The 17,098-nt window shown below is 63.3% G+C and carries 15 protein-coding genes and 2 tRNA genes; 6 read left to right on the forward strand and 11 right to left on the reverse strand.

What is annotated here, in order from left to right; all coding sequences use genetic code 11:
• Positions 1–14 precede the first annotated feature (14 nt).
• Entirely contained in the window at positions 15–1,439 is a 1,425-nt protein-coding gene (gene leuC / locus WDS16_RS12030; RefSeq protein WP_338892870.1) for a 3-isopropylmalate dehydratase large subunit, read from the reverse strand.
• A 134-nt stretch (positions 1,440–1,573) separates the two neighbouring features.
• Here leuC and WDS16_RS12035 point away from each other — a divergent pair, with 134 nt between their 5' ends.
• The 3 genes from WDS16_RS12035 (at position 1,574) to WDS16_RS12045 (ending at position 3,088) form a co-directional block, all read left to right on the forward strand.
• The gene (locus WDS16_RS12035; RefSeq protein ID WP_338892871.1) at positions 1,574–2,275 is read left to right on the forward strand and encodes an IclR family transcriptional regulator; all 702 of its coding nucleotides are present in this window, start codon (positions 1,574–1,576) and stop codon (positions 2,273–2,275) included.
• 56 nt (positions 2,276–2,331) lie between these two features.
• A complete protein-coding gene (locus WDS16_RS12040) occupies positions 2,332–2,829 on the forward strand; it encodes a PPOX class F420-dependent oxidoreductase (RefSeq protein WP_338892872.1) in 498 nt (165 codons plus the stop codon).
• 91 nt (positions 2,830–2,920) lie between these two features.
• On the forward strand, positions 2,921–3,088 hold the full coding sequence (locus WDS16_RS12045) for a DUF5302 domain-containing protein (protein ID WP_197480833.1): 168 nt from the start codon (positions 2,921–2,923) through the stop codon (positions 3,086–3,088).
• Between the two features lie 73 nt (positions 3,089–3,161).
• Here the strand turns inward: WDS16_RS12045 and WDS16_RS12050 are convergent.
• A tRNA-Glu gene (locus WDS16_RS12050) sits at positions 3,162–3,234 on the reverse strand.
• 103 nt (positions 3,235–3,337) lie between these two features.
• A tRNA-Gln gene (locus WDS16_RS12055) sits at positions 3,338–3,409 on the reverse strand.
• 202 nt (positions 3,410–3,611) lie between these two features.
• Here WDS16_RS12055 and WDS16_RS12060 point away from each other — a divergent pair.
• Positions 3,612–5,144 carry a bifunctional 3'-5' exonuclease/DNA polymerase gene (locus tag WDS16_RS12060; protein ID WP_422395787.1) on the forward strand — a complete coding sequence of 511 codons (1,533 nt, stop codon included), beginning with the start codon at positions 3,612–3,614 and terminating at the stop codon, positions 5,142–5,144.
• Here the strand turns inward: WDS16_RS12060 and WDS16_RS12065 are convergent.
• The 3 genes from WDS16_RS12065 to WDS16_RS12075 are packed head-to-tail and all read right to left on the reverse strand — an operon-like array spanning position 5,126 to position 8,402.
• Positions 5,126–6,082, reverse strand: coding sequence for a YihY/virulence factor BrkB family protein (locus WDS16_RS12065; RefSeq protein ID WP_338892873.1), 957 nt, complete (start codon positions 6,080–6,082; stop codon positions 5,126–5,128). The two genes, WDS16_RS12060 and WDS16_RS12065, sit on opposite strands and share 19 nt — an antisense overlap.
• Positions 6,083–6,113: 31 nt before the next feature.
• Complete coding sequence (gene gltX / locus WDS16_RS12070) at positions 6,114–7,595, reverse strand: glutamate--tRNA ligase (protein WP_338892874.1); 1,482 nt, start codon at positions 7,593–7,595, stop codon at positions 6,114–6,116.
• Between the two features lie 33 nt (positions 7,596–7,628).
• Positions 7,629–8,402, reverse strand: coding sequence for a fumarylacetoacetate hydrolase family protein (locus WDS16_RS12075; protein ID WP_338892876.1), 774 nt, complete (start codon positions 8,400–8,402; stop codon positions 7,629–7,631).
• Positions 8,403–8,587: 185 nt separating this feature from the next.
• Here WDS16_RS12075 and WDS16_RS12080 point away from each other — a divergent pair, with 185 nt between their 5' ends.
• Positions 8,588–9,733: an MFS transporter gene (locus WDS16_RS12080; RefSeq protein WP_338893385.1), complete on the forward strand. Its 1,146-nt coding sequence runs from the start codon at positions 8,588–8,590 to the stop codon at positions 9,731–9,733.
• Positions 9,734–9,931: 198 nt separating this feature from the next.
• Here WDS16_RS12080 and WDS16_RS12085 read toward each other — a convergent pair whose 3' ends face one another.
• The 5 genes from WDS16_RS12085 to WDS16_RS12105 form a co-directional block, all read right to left on the reverse strand.
• Positions 9,932–10,942, reverse strand: coding sequence for a 3-isopropylmalate dehydrogenase (locus WDS16_RS12085; RefSeq protein WP_338892877.1), 1,011 nt, complete (start codon positions 10,940–10,942; stop codon positions 9,932–9,934).
• A 51-nt stretch (positions 10,943–10,993) separates the two neighbouring features.
• Positions 10,994–12,589, reverse strand: a complete 1,596-nt coding sequence (serA, locus tag WDS16_RS12090; RefSeq protein WP_338892878.1) for a phosphoglycerate dehydrogenase — start codon at positions 12,587–12,589, stop codon at positions 10,994–10,996.
• A 188-nt stretch (positions 12,590–12,777) separates the two neighbouring features.
• Positions 12,778–13,779: a ketol-acid reductoisomerase gene (ilvC, locus tag WDS16_RS12095; RefSeq protein WP_338893387.1), complete on the reverse strand. Its 1,002-nt coding sequence runs from the start codon at positions 13,777–13,779 to the stop codon at positions 12,778–12,780.
• A gap of 60 nt (positions 13,780–13,839) precedes the next feature.
• On the reverse strand, positions 13,840–14,343 hold the full coding sequence (gene ilvN / locus WDS16_RS12100; protein ID WP_068376145.1) for an acetolactate synthase small subunit: 504 nt from the start codon (positions 14,341–14,343) through the stop codon (positions 13,840–13,842).
• Positions 14,340–16,313, reverse strand: coding sequence for an acetolactate synthase large subunit (locus WDS16_RS12105; RefSeq protein ID WP_338892879.1), 1,974 nt, complete (start codon positions 16,311–16,313; stop codon positions 14,340–14,342). Before WDS16_RS12105 ends, ilvN begins: the two co-directional genes overlap by 4 nt.
• A gap of 258 nt (positions 16,314–16,571) precedes the next feature.
• Here WDS16_RS12105 and WDS16_RS12110 point away from each other — a divergent pair, with 258 nt between their 5' ends.
• On the forward strand, positions 16,572–17,054 hold the full coding sequence (locus WDS16_RS12110; protein ID WP_338892880.1) for a PH domain-containing protein: 483 nt from the start codon (positions 16,572–16,574) through the stop codon (positions 17,052–17,054).
• The last annotated feature ends 44 nt before the right edge of the window (positions 17,055–17,098 follow it).

Here is a 17,098-nt window from a genome sequence, read left to right on the forward strand (position 1 = left end):
TGCCAGAAATTTCTCTAGTCAAGATCGGCTGGGGACGACAACGTTCCGCGCACCGCAGTAGCGGCTGCCACCAACGGTGAAACCAGATGAGTCCGGCCGCCCTTGCCCTGCCGCCCCTCGAAGTTTCGGTTCGACGTCGACGCCGACCGCTCCCCCGCGGCGAGCTGATCAGGATTCATCCCCAGGCACATCGAACACCCGGCCTGACGCCATTCTGCGCCGGCTGCCGTGAAAATCTCGCCCAGGCCCTCCTTCTCGGCCTGCGCTCGCACACGCATCGAACCGGGAACGATCAACATGCGAACACTGTCGGCGACCGTACGGCCGTCGAGCACCTCGGCCACGGCGCGGAGGTCTTCGATTCGACCGTTCGTGCACGATCCGACGAATACCGTGTCGACGTGGACCTCACGAAGGGGCGTGTTCGCCTCCAGTCCCATGTACTGCAAGGCCTTCTCGGCGGCCAGCTTCTCGCTTTCGTCGACCATCTCGGCCGGATCGGGCACTCGATCTCCGAGCGGGGCCCCTTGGCCAGGATTGGTTCCCCAAGTGACGAACGGAGTGAGAGTGGAAGCGTCTATGTGTACTTCGTTGTCGAAGACTGCATCCGGATCGGTCTTCAATTCTTCCCATGCCGCGACCGCCGCATCCCAGTCACTGCCCTGGGGCGCATGGGGACGGCCCTTGATGTACTCGTAGGTGATCTCATCCGGGGCGATCATGCCGGCGCGAGCACCCGCCTCGATCGACATGTTGCAGATGGTCATTCGAGCTTCCATCGACAGCTTCCTGATGGCTGCACCGCGATACTCGAGAACGTATCCCTGACCGCCGCCGGTACCGATCTTCGCGATCACCGCGAGGATCAGATCCTTACTGGTGACCCCGGGAGCCAGCTCACCGTCGACCGTGATGGCCATCGTCTTGAACGGTCGCAATGACAGAGTCTGCGTAGCCATCACATGTTCGACCTCGCTCGTACCGATACCCATCGCGATCGCGCCGAACGCGCCGTGGGTCGAGGTATGACTGTCTCCGCACACTACGGTCATCCCAGGCTGCGTCAGCCCCAATTGGGGGCCGATGATGTGCACGATGCCCTGATCGAGATCGCCCATCGGGTAGAGCCGAACCCCGAACTCCTCACAGTTTCGGCGCAACGTGTCCACCTGTGTACGAGACACCAAGTCCTCGATCGGCGAAAAGATGTCCGCCGTCGGTACGTTGTGATCCTCGGTCGCGATGGTCAGATCGGGTCTACGCAAAGGCCGGTTCGCCAACCGAAGACCGTCGAAGGCTTGCGGACTGGTGACCTCGTGAACCAGATGCAGGTCGATGTAGATCAAGTCGGGCTCACGCGAGCCACCCTCGCCCCCGCCGCGAACGACGACGTGCTGATCCCAGACTTTCTCCGCCAGTGTGCGTGCTGTGCCGGCCATAAGAACACCAACCATTCCTCGAGTGCGTCGCGCCGGTGGACTACTTGGCTGGCCCACGTCGCGTATTCCTGGTCGACATCGACAAACTCGACCCGGTGGCCACTTCCCACTATGCGAGACGATAATATCGACCTATGAGACAGCATAGCGGCATCGGCGTTCTCGACAAAGCGATGGGTGTTCTGTACGCGGTGGCCGAGGAACCCTGCACGCTGAGCGATCTGTGTACTCGCACCGGACTTCCGAGAGCAACCGCACACCGTCTCGCTGTCGGCCTCGAAATCCACCGTCTGCTGACCCGCGATTCGAACGGACTGTGGCGCCCCGGACCGGGGCTTGCCGAACTCGCCGCCACCGCAGCGGACACACTGATCGATGCCGCAGCAGCCGTCCTTCCTCGCCTTCGCGAAATCACCGGCGAGAGCGTGCAGGTCTACCGCTGCGAGGGGACCGTCCGTGTGTGCGTGGCCTCGATGGAACCACCGACAGGACTGCGCGACACGGTTCTCGTCGGTGCCCGATTGCCCATGACCGCGGGGTCCGGCGCAAAGGTACTGCTGGCATGGGCCGATGCACAGACTCAGCGCACAGTGCTCCCCGACGCAGAATTCGGCGAGCGGGTTCTCGCCGAAGTACGCAGGCGCGGATGGGCCCAGAGCGCGGGTGAACGGGAGCCCGGAGTCGCAAGCGTCGCTGCACCGGTCAGGGACGGCGTCGGCAACGTGGTTGCGGCCGTGTCCGTCTCAGGTCCCATCGATCGAATCGGCAGGCGCCCGGGAGCCCGGTGGGCCGCCGACCTCCTCGCTGCCGCTGAAGCGATACACAAACGTTTGTAGAGAACTCGCTCGGAAACACGATGCCTCGGAAGGTGCCGTCTGCTACATAGGACAGCGTGGGAAACAACCAGCGCGCACAGATCACGATGTCAGAATCCGAGACCGCCACGTTTCTCGAGCGCTCTCGGATCGCCAACCTCGCCACCATCGGCCTCGACGGGAGACCTCACCTGGTCGCTATGTGGTACGGCCTGATCGACGGGGAGGTGTGGTTCGAGACGAAGTCGAAATCGCAGAAGGCGGTCAACCTTCGCCGTGACCCCAGGGTGACAATGCTCGTGGAAGACGGCCTCACCTACGACACGCTCCGGGGAGTGTCGATCGAGGGGCGGGCCGAGATCGTCGACGATCCGGCGTCGATCAGAAGAGTCGGCATCAGCGTGTGGGAGCGCTACACCGGGCCGTACTCCGAAGACGTAGCACCACTCGTCGATCAGATGATGAACAAGCGCATCGCGGTCCGCATCTCCGTCGATCGCGTCCGATCATGGGATCACCGCAAGCTCGGACTCCCCGCGATGCCACTCGGCGGGACCACGGCAACGTACTTGTGAGCACCCCTGCCCCTTCACGTCGAAAAATCGGGTGAATACGACGTCACAGGTGCGGTACGTTTCACTCGCAACCGACGTGCGAGGAGCGATCATGTCCGAATCGACCAACGAAGATCTCAAGAAAAAATTCCGCGAGGCACTCGAGAAGAAGAACCACAAGTCGACCCTGTCCACCGAGCACAAGGACAGCGGTTCCAAGATCAACAATGCGCACGGTCCTGCGGATCACCAGAAGATGTTCCGCCGCAAGAGCGTCTGACGTTCTTCGACAAGGATCGAGCAAAGAAATACCCTCTCATCGCAGGCGATGAGAGGGTATTTCTTTCGACTTGTAGCCCCGACGGGATTCGAACCCGCGCTACCGCCTTGAGAGGGCGGCGTCCTAGGCCGCTAGACGACGGGGCCAGGAACTTTCTGGTACTTCATGCTTACGATCAGGCGAACCAGATGAAAGCTCAGCCAGCTTAACCGGCCGACGCTCGGCGACCAAATCGTCTCCGAACGCTTGCTGGGGTACCAGGACTCGAACCTAGAATGGCGGTACCAGAAACCGCTGTGTTGCCAATTACACCATACCCCAATGACCTTGGCGCTGATCCACATCTTGCCGATGTGCACCGCGTTTCGAGCCGGGATAGAGACTATCAAAGGACAGTGGTGTTTCTCCAAATCGCCAGGTCAGCGACCTCGATTTCAGCGCAGGGTAGTGATCGACCCTGCCGGTGGCGGTCCGAGCCGGTCAGCGCAGACTCGAGTGCGATGAGAACTGCGAGCTCGACCCGATGAGGATGGTGGTGGCGCCCACGGATGCGTCGACATTCCTCTTCCCCACCACCGAGGACGGGGATCCCTCCGGGCCGACCATCGAGTGCTCGGATCTTGCAGAGACGGTCGCTCGGATCGAACGGACCGCTCGGCCCAGATGGGTGTGGGAAAGCACCGCTCGCACATATTCAGGGCTCCTACGCGCGGGTGTCCGGGTCGCCAGATGCCACGACCTGTCGTTGGCCGAGGCCATCCTCCGAATGCGCCGCGGTGAAACGTTCGTGCCAGGACAGACCACCGTCGACGATCGGCCGGGTTTGTTCGACGCCTATCAGCACCCGAGCTCGGACTCGGTCGTCGGCTGGCATCGCACTCAGCTGCAGACGATCGGCGATTCCGGCGACTTGCGACTTTTGACAGCCGCCGAGTCCGCGGGCGGCCTCGCCGCCGCAGAGATGAGCTTCGACGGGCTCCCTTTCTCCACCGTCGCGCACGAGAACTATCTCGAGAACGCACTCGGCAAACGACCCACCGACGGCCACCTCCCCTCCGAATTGACGGCACTGGAAGCCGCGATCGGCGACGCTTTCGGTCGACGCGTGAATCCGAGCTCACCGGCGGAAGTCGTCTCTGCGTTCGCCCGAGCAGGCTTCGAACTGACATCGACGCGGGCACACATGCTGCGCGATATCGAACATCCCGCCGTTCCACTCCTCCTCCGCCACCGAGACCTGTCGAAGCTGTTCAGCACCAACGGCTGGGCATGGGCCGACACCTGGGTGAGCGGAAACAGATTCCGCCCGGTGTACGTACCGGGCGGTGTGGTGTCCGGCCGGTGGGCCAGCCGCGGAGGTGGAGCCCTGCAGATTCCGAAACCGTTGCGCAGTAGCGTCATCGCAGACCCGGGCCACCAGCTCGTGATTGCCGACGCCGGTCAGCTGGAACCACGAATCCTGGCCGCGATGTCGCGAGACCGAAGGATGATGGAAGCTGCGGGATCCGACGATCTCTATGCACCCGTGGCGGCGGCCGCGTTCGATGGGGACCGAGCGAAGGCAAAGGTAGCTGTGCTGGGAGTGCTGTACGGGGCTACCGCAGGTGAGGCGCGTTCGCTGCTGGTTCTACTGCGCCGGCGATTTCCCGACGCAGTCGACTTCGTGGAGAAGGCGGCGCGGGCCGGCGAGCGCGGCGAGGTGGTTCGATCGCTGCTCGGCCGCGCCTGCCCGCCTCCAGATGACGAGTGGTGGTCGCACGGCGACGCGCATGCCCGTGGACGCTTCACTCGGAACTTCGTCGTCCAGGCAACTGCCTCCGAATGGGCACTGTGTCTGCTGGCGGACCTGCGCCGTCGGTTGACCGAGAACACCGGCTCCGGCGAACTGGTGTTCTTCCAACACGATGAGGTCGTCGTCCACAGCCGCGAGCCCGACACGGCGGCCCGCCTCGTCACCGAGGCGGCCGAGACCGCGACTCGACTGTTGTTCGGCGACACCGACGTTCGATTTCCCATGGATGTCGCGATCCGAGAGTGTTACGCCGAACCGGATTGATCGTCGCCTCGGGGACCGTCGAAGGTCACGTCGATCTCTTCGAATCCTTTGCTCCGCTGCGCTTCGGCCTGCCCTGTATAGGTCAGCCTGTCCCCCTCGGTCAGCTGAACGTCGTCGGTGAACGGCGTCAGGAGGGCACGCGGATACAACTTGTCGACGCGCACCACGTTGATCTCGACCGCGAGCACGACGAAGACGGCTGCGATGTACATGAATGCAAGCAGGCCGAGGACGACGGCGAACACCCCGTTGGTGATCGACGCCCGCGAGACGACGTACTTGATGTAGACGCCACCGAATGTCTGCAACAGCTGCCAGATGACCCCGGCGACGATCGCACCGGGGAGCACGTCGGCTATCGAGAGCGCTCGCGCGGTGGCGAGGCGGAACGCGACAGTGAAGACGAGGACGTTCAAGACAACCACGGCAACCAGAACCACAGCGCCACTGACGGCCCCGAAATATCCGGCGGAACTCGCGACATTCACAGCCGTGATCGCAAGTACCGCAACACCGACGGTACTGAGCAGAGCCAATCCCCGAACACGCGCGAAGATCGGGTCGGGACGAAGATTCTTGGGAACTGCCCACGCAGTATTCATCGCGTTCTGCACGGCCACCGCGACCCCGAGTCCACCGTAGAGCGAACCGAGGACACCGACGACCAATCCGATTGTCCCACCACCGATCTTGTCCGGCTCACCCATATCGGCGCCGATGATCGGAATCTGACTCAGTGCAGAGTCGAGGATTTGCTCCTGCAACTCGGGGTTGCCGGCAAGCACGATTCCAAGAATGGTCGACGCGAGCAGCAGCAAGGGAAAGAGTGAGACGAACGCGTAGTACGCGATCAGGGCCGCAAGATATCCACCTTGGTCATCGACGAACTTGTAGATCACCGCCAGCGGAAACCCGAGGGCCGGATGCTTGCGTTGCATCCGATCCAACCGGCCGGCCGCACTCAAGGGATCACGACGCCTGGCCGACCGTGGCACGCGCAGCGGCGAGTCGCCTCAACGTCGTATCTCGTCCGAGCAACTCCATCGACTCGTAGAGCGGAGGACTGATGTGCGATCCGGTCACCGCAACCCGCACGGGAGCGAACGCCTTACGAGGTTTGAGTTCCAGGCCGTCGATCAGGGCCACTTTCAATGACTCTTCCAGCGCTGCGGTTCGCCACTCGGGTACCGCCTCGAGCGCAGCGATCGTCGCGTCGAGCACCGGACCCGCATCGGTACCGAGGTTCTTTGCAGCTGCAGCCGGATCGATCGCGAATTCGCCATCGGCAACGTAGAGGAATTTCAGCAGTGCCCACGCATCGGACAGCACGACGATGCGCGTCTGAACCAGATCGGCCGCGACGGCGAACTGCGCGTCGTCGATCTCGGCGGGCAAGTGGCCTTGTCCGGTCAGGAACGCGCGGAGTCGAGCAGCGAAGTCGGCCGGTTCGAGAAGTCTGATGTGCTCGGCATTGATCGCGTCGGCCTTCTTCTGGTCGAATCTCGCGGGATTCGAATTGACCTTCGAGATGTCGAACGCGGCGACCATCTCGTCGAGAGAGAAGACGTCGTGATCGTCCGAGATACCCCATCCGAGAAGGGCGAGGTAGTTGAGAAGACCCTCGGGAACGAAACCACGGTCGCGGTGGATGAACAGATTCGATTTGGGATCCCGCTTGGAGAGCTTCTTGTTCCCCTGCCCCATCACGAAAGGCAGATGTCCGAACTGCGGCGTGAAGCGTGCGACACCGATCCGCTCGAGCGCTGCGTACAACGCCAGCTGACGCGGAGTCGACGACAGCAGGTCCTCACCGCGAAGGACGTGGGTGATCTTCATCAGCGCGTCGTCCACGGGATTGACCAAGGTATACAGGGGAATTCCGTTTCCGCGCGTGAGCGCGAAGTCAGGGACCGTCCCGGCTTTGAAGGTGGTCTCACCGCGCACGAGATCGTCCCAGGAGAGGTCGTGGTCCGGCATCCGAAGGCGCACAACGGCTTTCCGGCCGCCCGCCAGAAACGCCGACTTCTGGTCCTCGGTCAGATCCCGATCGTAGTTGTCGTAACCCAGCTTCGGGTCGCGGCCCGCAGCGAGGTGCCTGGCCTCGACCTCCTCCGGAGTCGAGAAAGATTCGTACGCCTCCCCCGCGTCGAGCAATTTCTGCACCACCTCGAGATGCTGATCGCGACGGAGCGACTGACGGTACGGCTCGTAGGGTCCACCGACCTCGGGGCCTTCGTCCCAGGACAATCCGAGCCACCGCAACGCGTCGAGGATTGCCGCGTACGACTCCTCCGAATCGCGCGCAGCGTCGGTGTCCTCGATGCGGAAGACGAAGGCTCCGCCATGGTGTCGGGCGAACGCCCAATTGAACAGTGCGGTGCGGATCAATCCGACGTGCGGCGTCCCGGTCGGCGACGGGCAGAATCGAACACGTACTTCGGTGGAGGTCATAGCTCGCTCACGTTCGAGGGGATGAATTGTTCTCTAGCTTTTCGCAGCAACAGGATTGGTCAAGGTACCGATGCCCTCGACGGTGATCGACACCGTCTGCCCTGCAGTGATCGGCCCGACTCCCTCGGGCGTTCCGGTGAGGATCACGTCGCCCGGCAGCAAAGTCATCACAGTAGAGATCCACTCGATGATCTCGGGGATGTCGTGCAGAAGCAGAGACGTTCGGCTGCGCTGCACGACCGCACCGTCGACCGCGGTCTTTATCTCGACGTCAGAGGCGTCGAGCTTGGTTTCGATCCAGGGCCCGAGCGGGCAGAACGTATCGTGTCCTTTCGCCCTGGTCCACTGACCATCCTGACGCTGATGATCACGCGCGGAGACGTCGTTCGCGATCGTGTAGCCGAGTACCACGTCGAGAGCCTTGGCTGCCGGCACGTCCTTGCAGGGACGACCGATGACGACTGCGAGTTCTCCCTCGTAGTGCACTTCGGCGGAGGTAGGCGGCAGCACGATCGGGGCACCGGGACCGACGATGGAGGTGTTGGGCTTGATGAAGATGACCGGATCCTTCGGCGCCTCTCCACCCATCTCCGCGGCGTGAGCCGCGTAGTTCTTTCCGATGGCGATGATCTTGCTGGCGAGAATCGGAGCGAGCAGGCGCACGTCGGCGAGAGGCCAGGATCGACCGGTGAAGGTCGGTGTGCCGAAAGGATGTTCGGCGATCTCCCGGGCAGTCTGCTGCTCACCTTCTCCCTCGATACTCACGAACGCCACACCATCAGAACTTGCAATTCGACCGAGACGCATGTCGAAAGTCTATCGACCACTCCTTCACGCGTCGGCACGCCCGTCCGAAAGCCCCGCCTCGACCGGTGTACAGTCCAGTCATTGTTTCACAATGCAGGATGTAGTGACCATATAGTGAGATCGAAGGATGAAGCGTGACCACGACGGACAATCATCAGCGAACACACACGTCGCGAAAATGGTTCATGCTGGCACTGGGCATGCTCGCGCAGACGGCAGGTGCCGTCTTCATCAACGGCGCAGCATTCCTCATACCCGCGCTGCACGACGACCGTGGACTCAGCCTCGCCAGCGCAGGCCTACTCGTCGCGATGCCGACAGTCGGAATAATGCTGACTCTCATCGCATGGGGGGCGCTCGTCGATCGCATCGGCGAACGGCTGGTGTTGGCCATCGGACTCGGACTCACCGCGCTCTTCAGCCTCGCGGCCGTATTCACGACCTCGTTCGTGCTTCTCGGCCTCTGTCTCCTCGCGGGCGGCATGGCGGCCGCAAGCGCGAACAGCGCGTCGGGTCGAGTGGTCGTCGGCTGGTTTCCGCCGGAACGACGGGGCCTCGCAATGGGTATCCGCCAGATGTCGGTACCGCTCGGCGTCGCCATTGCCGCCCTGACGATCCCTTCCATCGCCCGCGATCACGGTGTCTCCGCAGCCCTCCTCGTCCCGGCGATCATCTGCCTCACCGGTGGTCTGCTGTGCCTGGGCGTCGTCGATCCCCCACGACCGAACCGTGCAGCAGCTGCAGAGAAGGGTCTGCTCGCGAACCCCTACCGGGCGAGCAGTCAATTGTGGCGAATCCACTCGACGTCGATCCTGCTCGTCGTTCCCCAGTACGTCGTCTGGACCTACGCTCTGGTGTGGCTGATGTCCGATCGTGAATGGTCGGCCGCATCGGCAGGCATTCTCGTGACCGTCACGCAGATCCTCGGAGCCCTCGGCCGGATGGGAGTCGGGGCACTGTCCGACCGGGTCGCGAGCCGGATGCGGCCTCTGCGATGGGTCGCAGTCAGCGCGGTAGTCAGCATGCTCGGCCTCGCTCTGACGGACTGGCTCGATTCACCGCTCTCGGTCGCGCTACTGGTAATCGCGTCGATCGTCACCGTTGCACCGAACGGCCTCGCGTTCACAGCTGTCGCCGAATACTCGGGCCCGTATTGGAGCGGTCGGGCCCTCGGCGTGCAGAACACGGGGCAGTACATCGCCGCGTCCTTTGTTCCCCCCGCCTTCGGCGCCCTCGCAGCCGTCAGCTTCCCCTTGGCATTCCTGGTATCAGCAGTCTTTCCTGCCTTGTCCGTACCTGTGATCCCCGACGACCACGAGCCGACCGAGTAGGGCCGCCGTTCTGGGCGGTCCCGTTCCCCTCCGGGTGACCGAATGTCTGTTTCGGTCACCCGAGGCGGGACCGAATGTCTGTTTCGGTCACCCGAGGTGAACGAAAGTCTGTCTGAGTCACTCTGAGTGTACGAGTGTCTCATTCGGTCACCTGGGCGAGACCGAATGAGACATTCGGTGCGAAAAAGTGAGCCCTCGCTACAACTGACCGGCGATCCGGTCGCCGACCTCCGAGGTGCTCGCGGATGCGGCCCCGCGCGAGGCCAGGTCTGCGGCGACGGCTGCTTCGACGCGCTCGGCGTTCGCATGATCGCCGAGGTGAGCGAGGAGCAACGAGACCGACAGGATTGCAGCCGTCGGGTCGGCCTTGCCCTGACCCGCGATGTCGGGCGCACTGCCGTGGACGGGCTCGAACATGGACGGATTTGTCCCCGTCGCATCGATGTTTCCGCTGGCTGCGAGCCCGATTCCACCGCTGACGGCAGCCGATAGGTCGGTCACGATGTCGCCGAACAGGTTGTCGGTGACAATGACGTCGAAGCGTCCCGGATCGGTGACGAGGTGGATCATCGCAGCGTCGATGTGCTGGTAGGCGACCTCGACGTCGGGGAATTCGGTCGACACCGCCTCGACGGTGCGTGCCCACAGGCTTCCGGCGAAGGCCAGCACGTTGGTCTTGTGTAGCAACGTGAGGTGCTTCCGACGTCCGAGCGCCCGGGCGAACCCGTCACGAACGACGCGTTCGACGCCGTAGCGCGTGTTGACACTGACCTCGGTGGCGACCTCGTGCGGGGTATTCACCCGCAACGCACCGCCGTTGCCCGTGTACGGGCCCTCGGTTCCTTCGCGGACCACGACGACGTCGATCGCCTTGTTGCCGTCGAGCGGACCGACCACGCCCGGATACAGCTTCGCCGGCCGCAGATTGATGTGATGGTCGAGCTCGAAACGGGCCCGCAAGAGCAGACCACGTTCGAGCACGCCGCTGGGTACCGAGGGATCGCCGATTGCTCCCAAGAGGATTGCGTCGTGACCGCGAAGTTCGTCGAGCACTGAATTAGGGAGAAGCTCGCCGGTCGCGTTGTAGCGCCGAGCGCCGAGGTCGTACTCGGTTTTCGAAGTACCGGATACTACGACGTCGAGCACCTTCAGCGCTTGTTCGACAACTTCGGGACCTATTCCATCTCCGGCGATGACGGCAAGCTTCATTGACTCCTCGTTCTTTCGGGGCAATCGGGTAAGTGTCGGATCAGAAACAGCTCAGGAGAGGTCGACGAGTTCGATCGTCGATGCGCCCACTGCGCTGGCGATACTCGCTCGGAGCTCCGAGGTCACGTCCTTGTCGACGCGAAGCAGGATGGTCGCGCCATCGCCTTCCGAATCCTGGCTGAGTGCGGCAGCTTGGATGTCGATGCCTGCGTCGCCGAGCAACGTACCGATGCGGCCGAGGCTTCCCGGCTGGTCGGCGTAGTTGACGATGAGGTTCTTGCCTTCGGCTCGCAGATCGAAGTTGCGACCGTTGATGTTGACGATCTTCTCCACCTGCGAGGTACCGGTGAGCGTTCCGGCGACGTTGAGGACGGTTCCGTCGCCGTAGACGGCTCGGATGTCGACGACGCTGCGGTGGTTCTCGCTCTCGGTCGCCTTGGTGACGTCGGCTGTGACGCCTCGTTCTTCGGCGAGCGACGGAGCGTTGACGAACGTGACCGAGTCCTCGATGACAGCGGAGAACAGCCCGCGCAGCGCCGAAAGCTTCAGGATCTCGACGTCCTCAGCCGCCAGTTCGCCGCGGACATCGACCGAAAGCGATGCGGGTAGCTCCTCGGACAGCGCACCGAGCAGCACGCCCTGCTTGCGGACGATTTCGAGCCATGGCGAAACCTCTTCGCCGACAGCGCCACCCTTGACATTGACGGCGTCGGGAACGAATTCACCTGCGAGAGCCAGCAGTACCGATTTGGCGACGTCGGTGCCTGCGCGATCCTGCGCCTCGGTGGTCGAGGCGCCGAGGTGCGGAGTCACCACGACCTGCGGCAGCCCGAACAACGGACTGTCGGTGCAGGGCTCCGACGCGTAGACATCGATGCCTGCAGCGAAGACGTGGCCACTGGTGATGGCATCGGCGAGCGCCTGCTCGTCGACGAGTCCACCACGGGCAGCGTTGACGACGATGACGCCAGGCTTGGTCTTGGCGAGTGCTTCCTTGCCGATGATGCCCTTGGTCTCGGGTGTCTTCGGCAGGTGGACGGAGAACATGTCCGCACGGGTCAGCAATTCGTCGAGGGTGACGAGTTCGATGCCGAGCTGAGCTGCCCGGGCAGCGGAGACATACGGGTCGTACGCGATGATGTGGGTTTCGAAGGCTGCCAGCCGTTGTGCGAACAGCTGACCGATGCGGCCGAGTCCGACGACGCCGACTGTCTTGCCGAAGATTTCGACTCCGTTGAACTTGCTGCGCTTCCACTCGTGCTGACGCAACGTCGCGTCCGCCGCCGGAATCTGGCGAGCGGCAGCAAGAAGCAGCGTGACAGCATGCTCGGCTGCGGTGTGGATGTTGGACGTCGGAGCGTTGACGACGAGGACGCCGCGCTCGGTGGCAGCGAGCACGTCGACGTTGTCGAGGCCCACGCCTGCACGGGCGACGATCTTCAGGTTCGTTCCGGCCGAGAGCACTTCGGTGTCGACGGTGGTGGCGGATCGAACGAGGATCGCATCGGCCTCGGGGACCGCGGCGAGCAGTGCCGGGCGGTCCGGGCCGTCGACCCAACGAACCTCGACGCCGTCGCCGAGTGCCTCGACGGTGGACTGCGCAAGTTTGTCGGCGATCAGTACGACAGGACGGCCTGGCTGGCTCACGTGAAAAACTCCCCTATGTCGGTTCGAAACTTTTGTCGGTCGAGCTGGGCTTTGTGTCTGCGGTGCGGGTCGAGTTTAGATGTCCGGCCGGATGGAACAGGTTCCCACCCTCGCGGGGGGGACGAGCGAGAGGCACCCGCACGCGTATCGAACACGCGCCACGGGTGCCCTCGGCGTGCAGCCGAAAGTCAGGCGGTTTCGGTGATCGGCCGATCGACCCAGCTCATCAGGTCGCGCAGCTTCTTGCCGGTGACCTCGATGGGGTGCTCAGCGTTGGCCTTGCGCAGTCCTTCGAGCTCGGTGTTGCCGTTCTCGACGTTGGCGACGAGGCGACGGGTGAACTCACCCGACTGGATGTCGGCCAGGATCGCCTTCATGCGTTCCTTGGTGCCTGCATCGATGACGCGAGGGCCGGAGAGGTAGCCGCCGAACTCCGCGGTGTCGGACACCGAGTAGTTCATGCGAGCAATGCCGCCCTCGTACATCAGGTCGACGATGAGCTTGAGTTCGTGAAGAACCTCGAAGTACGCCATCTCGGGTGCGTAGCCGGCCTCGACCATGACCTCGAAGCCGACCTTGACTAGTTCCTCGGTGCCACCGCAGAGCACGGCCTGCTCACCGAAGAGGTCGGTCTCGGTCTCTTCCTTGAACGTGGTCTTGATGACGCCTGCGCGGGTTCCGCCGATGCCCTTGGCCCACGACAGCGCGAGCGCCTGGCCCTCGCCCTTCGGGTCCTGATCGACGGCGATGAGCGCCGGGACGCCCTTGCCGTCGACGAACTGACGACGTACCAGGTGGCCTGGTCCCTTCGGCGCAACCATGCCGACGGTGACGAATTCCGGTGCCTCGATCAGATCGAAGTGGATGTTCAGTCCGTGGCCGAAGAACAGCGCGTCGCCGTCCTTCAGGTTCGGCTCGATCTCTTCCTTGTAGATCGACGCCTGTGCGGTGTCGGGTGCGAGCACCATGATGACGTCGGCCCAGGCCGAAACCTCGGCCGGTGTTCCGACGGTCAGGCCCTGCTCCTCGGCCTTGGCGCGGGACTTCGATCCCTCTTTCAGACCGATTCGGACCTCGACGCCCGAGTCGCGGAGGCTCAGCGAGTGCGCGTGGCCCTGGCTTCCGTATCCGATGACGGCGACCTTACGGCCCTGGATGATCGACAGATCAGCATCGTCGTCGTAGAACATCTCGACTGCCACTGGTTAATACCTTTCCTCTTGGGTTCAGCTGTTCATCACGCAAGGTCGCTAGCGCGACGCGGTGATCGATTTCGGTCCACGTCCGACGGCAACGACTCCCGACTGAACTATTTCTCGAATTCCATAGGGGTCCAACATCTTGAGCAACGCATCGAGCTTCGAGCGTGTGCCCGTCGCCTCGACCGTCACGGCCTCGGGTGATACGTCGATCACTTTGGCGCGGAAGAGGTTGACGGTCTCGATGACCTCGCTGCGCACGCTCGAGTCTGCCCGAACCTTGATGAGCAGGAGCTCACGCGCAACCGACGAGTCGTCGTCCTGCTCGACGATCTTGATGACGTTGATGAGCTTGTTGAGCTGCTTCGTCACCTGCTCGAGTGGGAACTCGTCGACAGTCACGACGATCGTCATGCGTGAGATCCCGGGGATCTCCGTGCCACCGACGGCAAGCGAGGAGATGTTGAAGCCGCGCCGTGAGAACAGTGCGGCGACGCGGGCCAGCACACCTGGCTTGTCCTCGACGAGAACGCTGAGGGTATGGCTCGTGCTCACTGGTCGATGCCTTTCGCGTCGGTTGACTGAACTTCTGCGTGCAGGGCGTCGCCGTGAGCCTGTTCGCGTGCCATGGCCTCGTGGATGACTGCCGGCTCCGCGACGGAAGCTTCGTCATCGTCGAACAACGGACGGATCCCGCGCGCCGCCATGATCTCGTCGTTGCCGGTACCCGCAGCCACCATCGGCCACACCTGGGCGTCGGCACCGACGATGAAGTCGATGACGACAGGGCGGTCGTTGATCGCACGCGCCTGTGCAATGACAGCGTCGACGTCTTCCTCACGCTCGCAACGAATTCCGACACAACCCAGCGCTTCCGCCAGCTTGACGAAGTCAGGGATGCGCTGCGCGCCGTGGGTACCCAGGTTGGTGTTCGAGTAGCGCTCTTCGTAGAACAAGGTCTGCCACTGACGCACCATGCCCAGGTTGCCGTTGTTGATCACCGCGACCTTGATCGGGATGCCCTCGACTGCACACGTCGCGAGCTCCTGGTTGGTCATCTGGAAGCAGCCGTCGCCGTCGATGGCCCACACCTCGGCGTCGGGAAGGCCCATCTTGGCACCCATCGCCGCGGGAACTGCATATCCCATCGTGCCGAGACCGCCTGAGTTCAGCCACGTCCGCGGCTTCTCGTAGTTGATGAACTGAGCAGCCCACATCTGGTGCTGTCCGACACCGGCGCAGTAGATCGCATCGGGTCCGGCGAACTTGCCGACCGAGGAGATCACGAACTCCGGAGACATGCTGCCGTCGCTCGGACGGTCGTAGCTGAGCGGGTAGGTCTTGCGGATCCCGTCGAGGTACTTCCACCAATCCTCGAGCTCGAGGGTGGTGCCGGTTGCCTGATCGGCGCGGATCGCCTCGATCAGCTCGGTGATGACCTCTTTGCAGTCACCCACGATCGGGACGTCGGCGTAGCGATTCTTGCCGATCTCGGCGGGGTCGATATCGGCGTGGATGACCTTGGCATTCGGCGCGAAGGACGACAACTGTCCGGTGACGCGGTCGTCGAAACGTGCACCCAGCGTGATGAGCAGGTCGCTCCGCTGGAGAGACGCCACAGCTGCAACGGTGCCGTGCATTCCCGGCATACCCAGATTCAGCTGGTGTGTATCCGGGAATGCGCCGCGCGCCATCAATGTCGTGACGACCGGGATGCCGGTCAGTTCGGCCAGTTCGAGCAACTCAGCCGATGCGTTCGCCTTGATGACGCCGCCCCCGACGTACAGGACGGGCTGCTTGGAGTCGGCGATGAACCGGGCTGCTTCGCGCACCTGCTTGCCGTGCGGCTTGGTCACCGGACGGTATCCCGGCAGGCGCATCTCCGGCGGCCACGAGAACGTGGTCTGCGCCTGCAGGACGTCCTTCGGGATGTCGACGAGAACAGCGCCGGGCCGTCCGGATGACGCGATGTAGAACGCCTCGGCCATGATGCGCGGGATGTCGACCCCATCGGTGATCAGGAAGTTGTGCTTGGTCACCGGCATGGTGATGCCGGAGATGTCGGCTTCCTGGAAGCCGTCGGTGCCGATGAGGCTGCGAGCGACCTGTCCGGTGATCGCGACGACCGGGACCGAGTCCATCTGGGCATCGGCGAGCGGTGTCACCAAGTTGGTGGCACCAGGCCCGGACGTGGCCATGCAGACGCCGACGCGGCCGGTGGCCTGCGCGTATCCAGTGGCAGCGTGACCCGCGCCCTGTTCGTGGCGAACGAGGACGTGTCGGACCTTCTTCGAATCGAACAGCGGGTCGTATACCGGAAGCACGGCGCCACCCGGAATGCCGAATACCGTGTCGACGTCGAGTTCCTCGAGTGCTCGAACGACGGATTGTGCGCCGGTCACCTTCTCGGGGGCGACGTGGCGTCGGGATCCGTCGATGGCGCCGTTTATTTCGGGCGCCGACGAGCTGTTGGCTGCCCCCGACTTGCGTGTCGTGGGCCCTGGGCGTGCGATTGGTGCGCTCACTGATGCTTCCTCAGGATGAAAGATATTGCTGGGCGATCTCTGGGCAAGAAAAAACCCCCGTCAGCCGAGGCTGGACGAGGGTGGCGCGTCGATGCGAGTAGGAGTTAACCGGCTCAGGCGACGACGCGCCGGCCGATTACGAGTATCCATGTTCGCTTCACGCGCTCGACGGTAGGCGCGCGCATAGCGAACAGTCAAACTCGTCACGACGCAATCCCATTATGTGAGATCGCGTAGATGCAATGCGAAGATGAAGGGGTGTCACCTTCGCAGCAGTCCGAACCACCGGACATATCCTCCCATACGCCCGATCCGTCGCAGCAGGTCATCCGTCTCCCGCGCCTAGCGCTGGTCGGCGTCGCCCTCCTCGCGTTCGGTGTCGCCTTCCCGGCGATGAGTTGGCCCGCCGCTTTCGGATGGCTGTTCGTCATTCCGATCGCCGTTGCCGTCTGGGTGCTCCGTGTGCGCACAGTCGTCGGTCCGGACGGACTGGCAATGCGCCGAGTCCTCGGATCCGACTCGGTTCGCTGGGACGAGGTCCGCGGGATCCACTTCCCCGATCGCCGTTGGGCACGGGTCGTTCTCGACGACAAATCCGAGAAGTCGCTTCCGTTGGTTCGATTCGAACACCTACCGCTGCTCGCCGAAGCCAGCGGTGGGCGAATCCCCGACCCGTACGCGGCAGCGGCCGCCGCTGCAGACGAGGACGAGACGGTCACTCCAGAGGAAAAGGGCTTGTAGGGCGGGAGTAATCTCGAGAAAGCGATAACCGCTTTCGGGATTGA

Source organism: Rhodococcus sovatensis (assembly GCF_037327425.1).
Classification (GTDB): domain Bacteria; phylum Actinomycetota; class Actinomycetes; order Mycobacteriales; family Mycobacteriaceae; genus Rhodococcoides; species Rhodococcoides sovatense.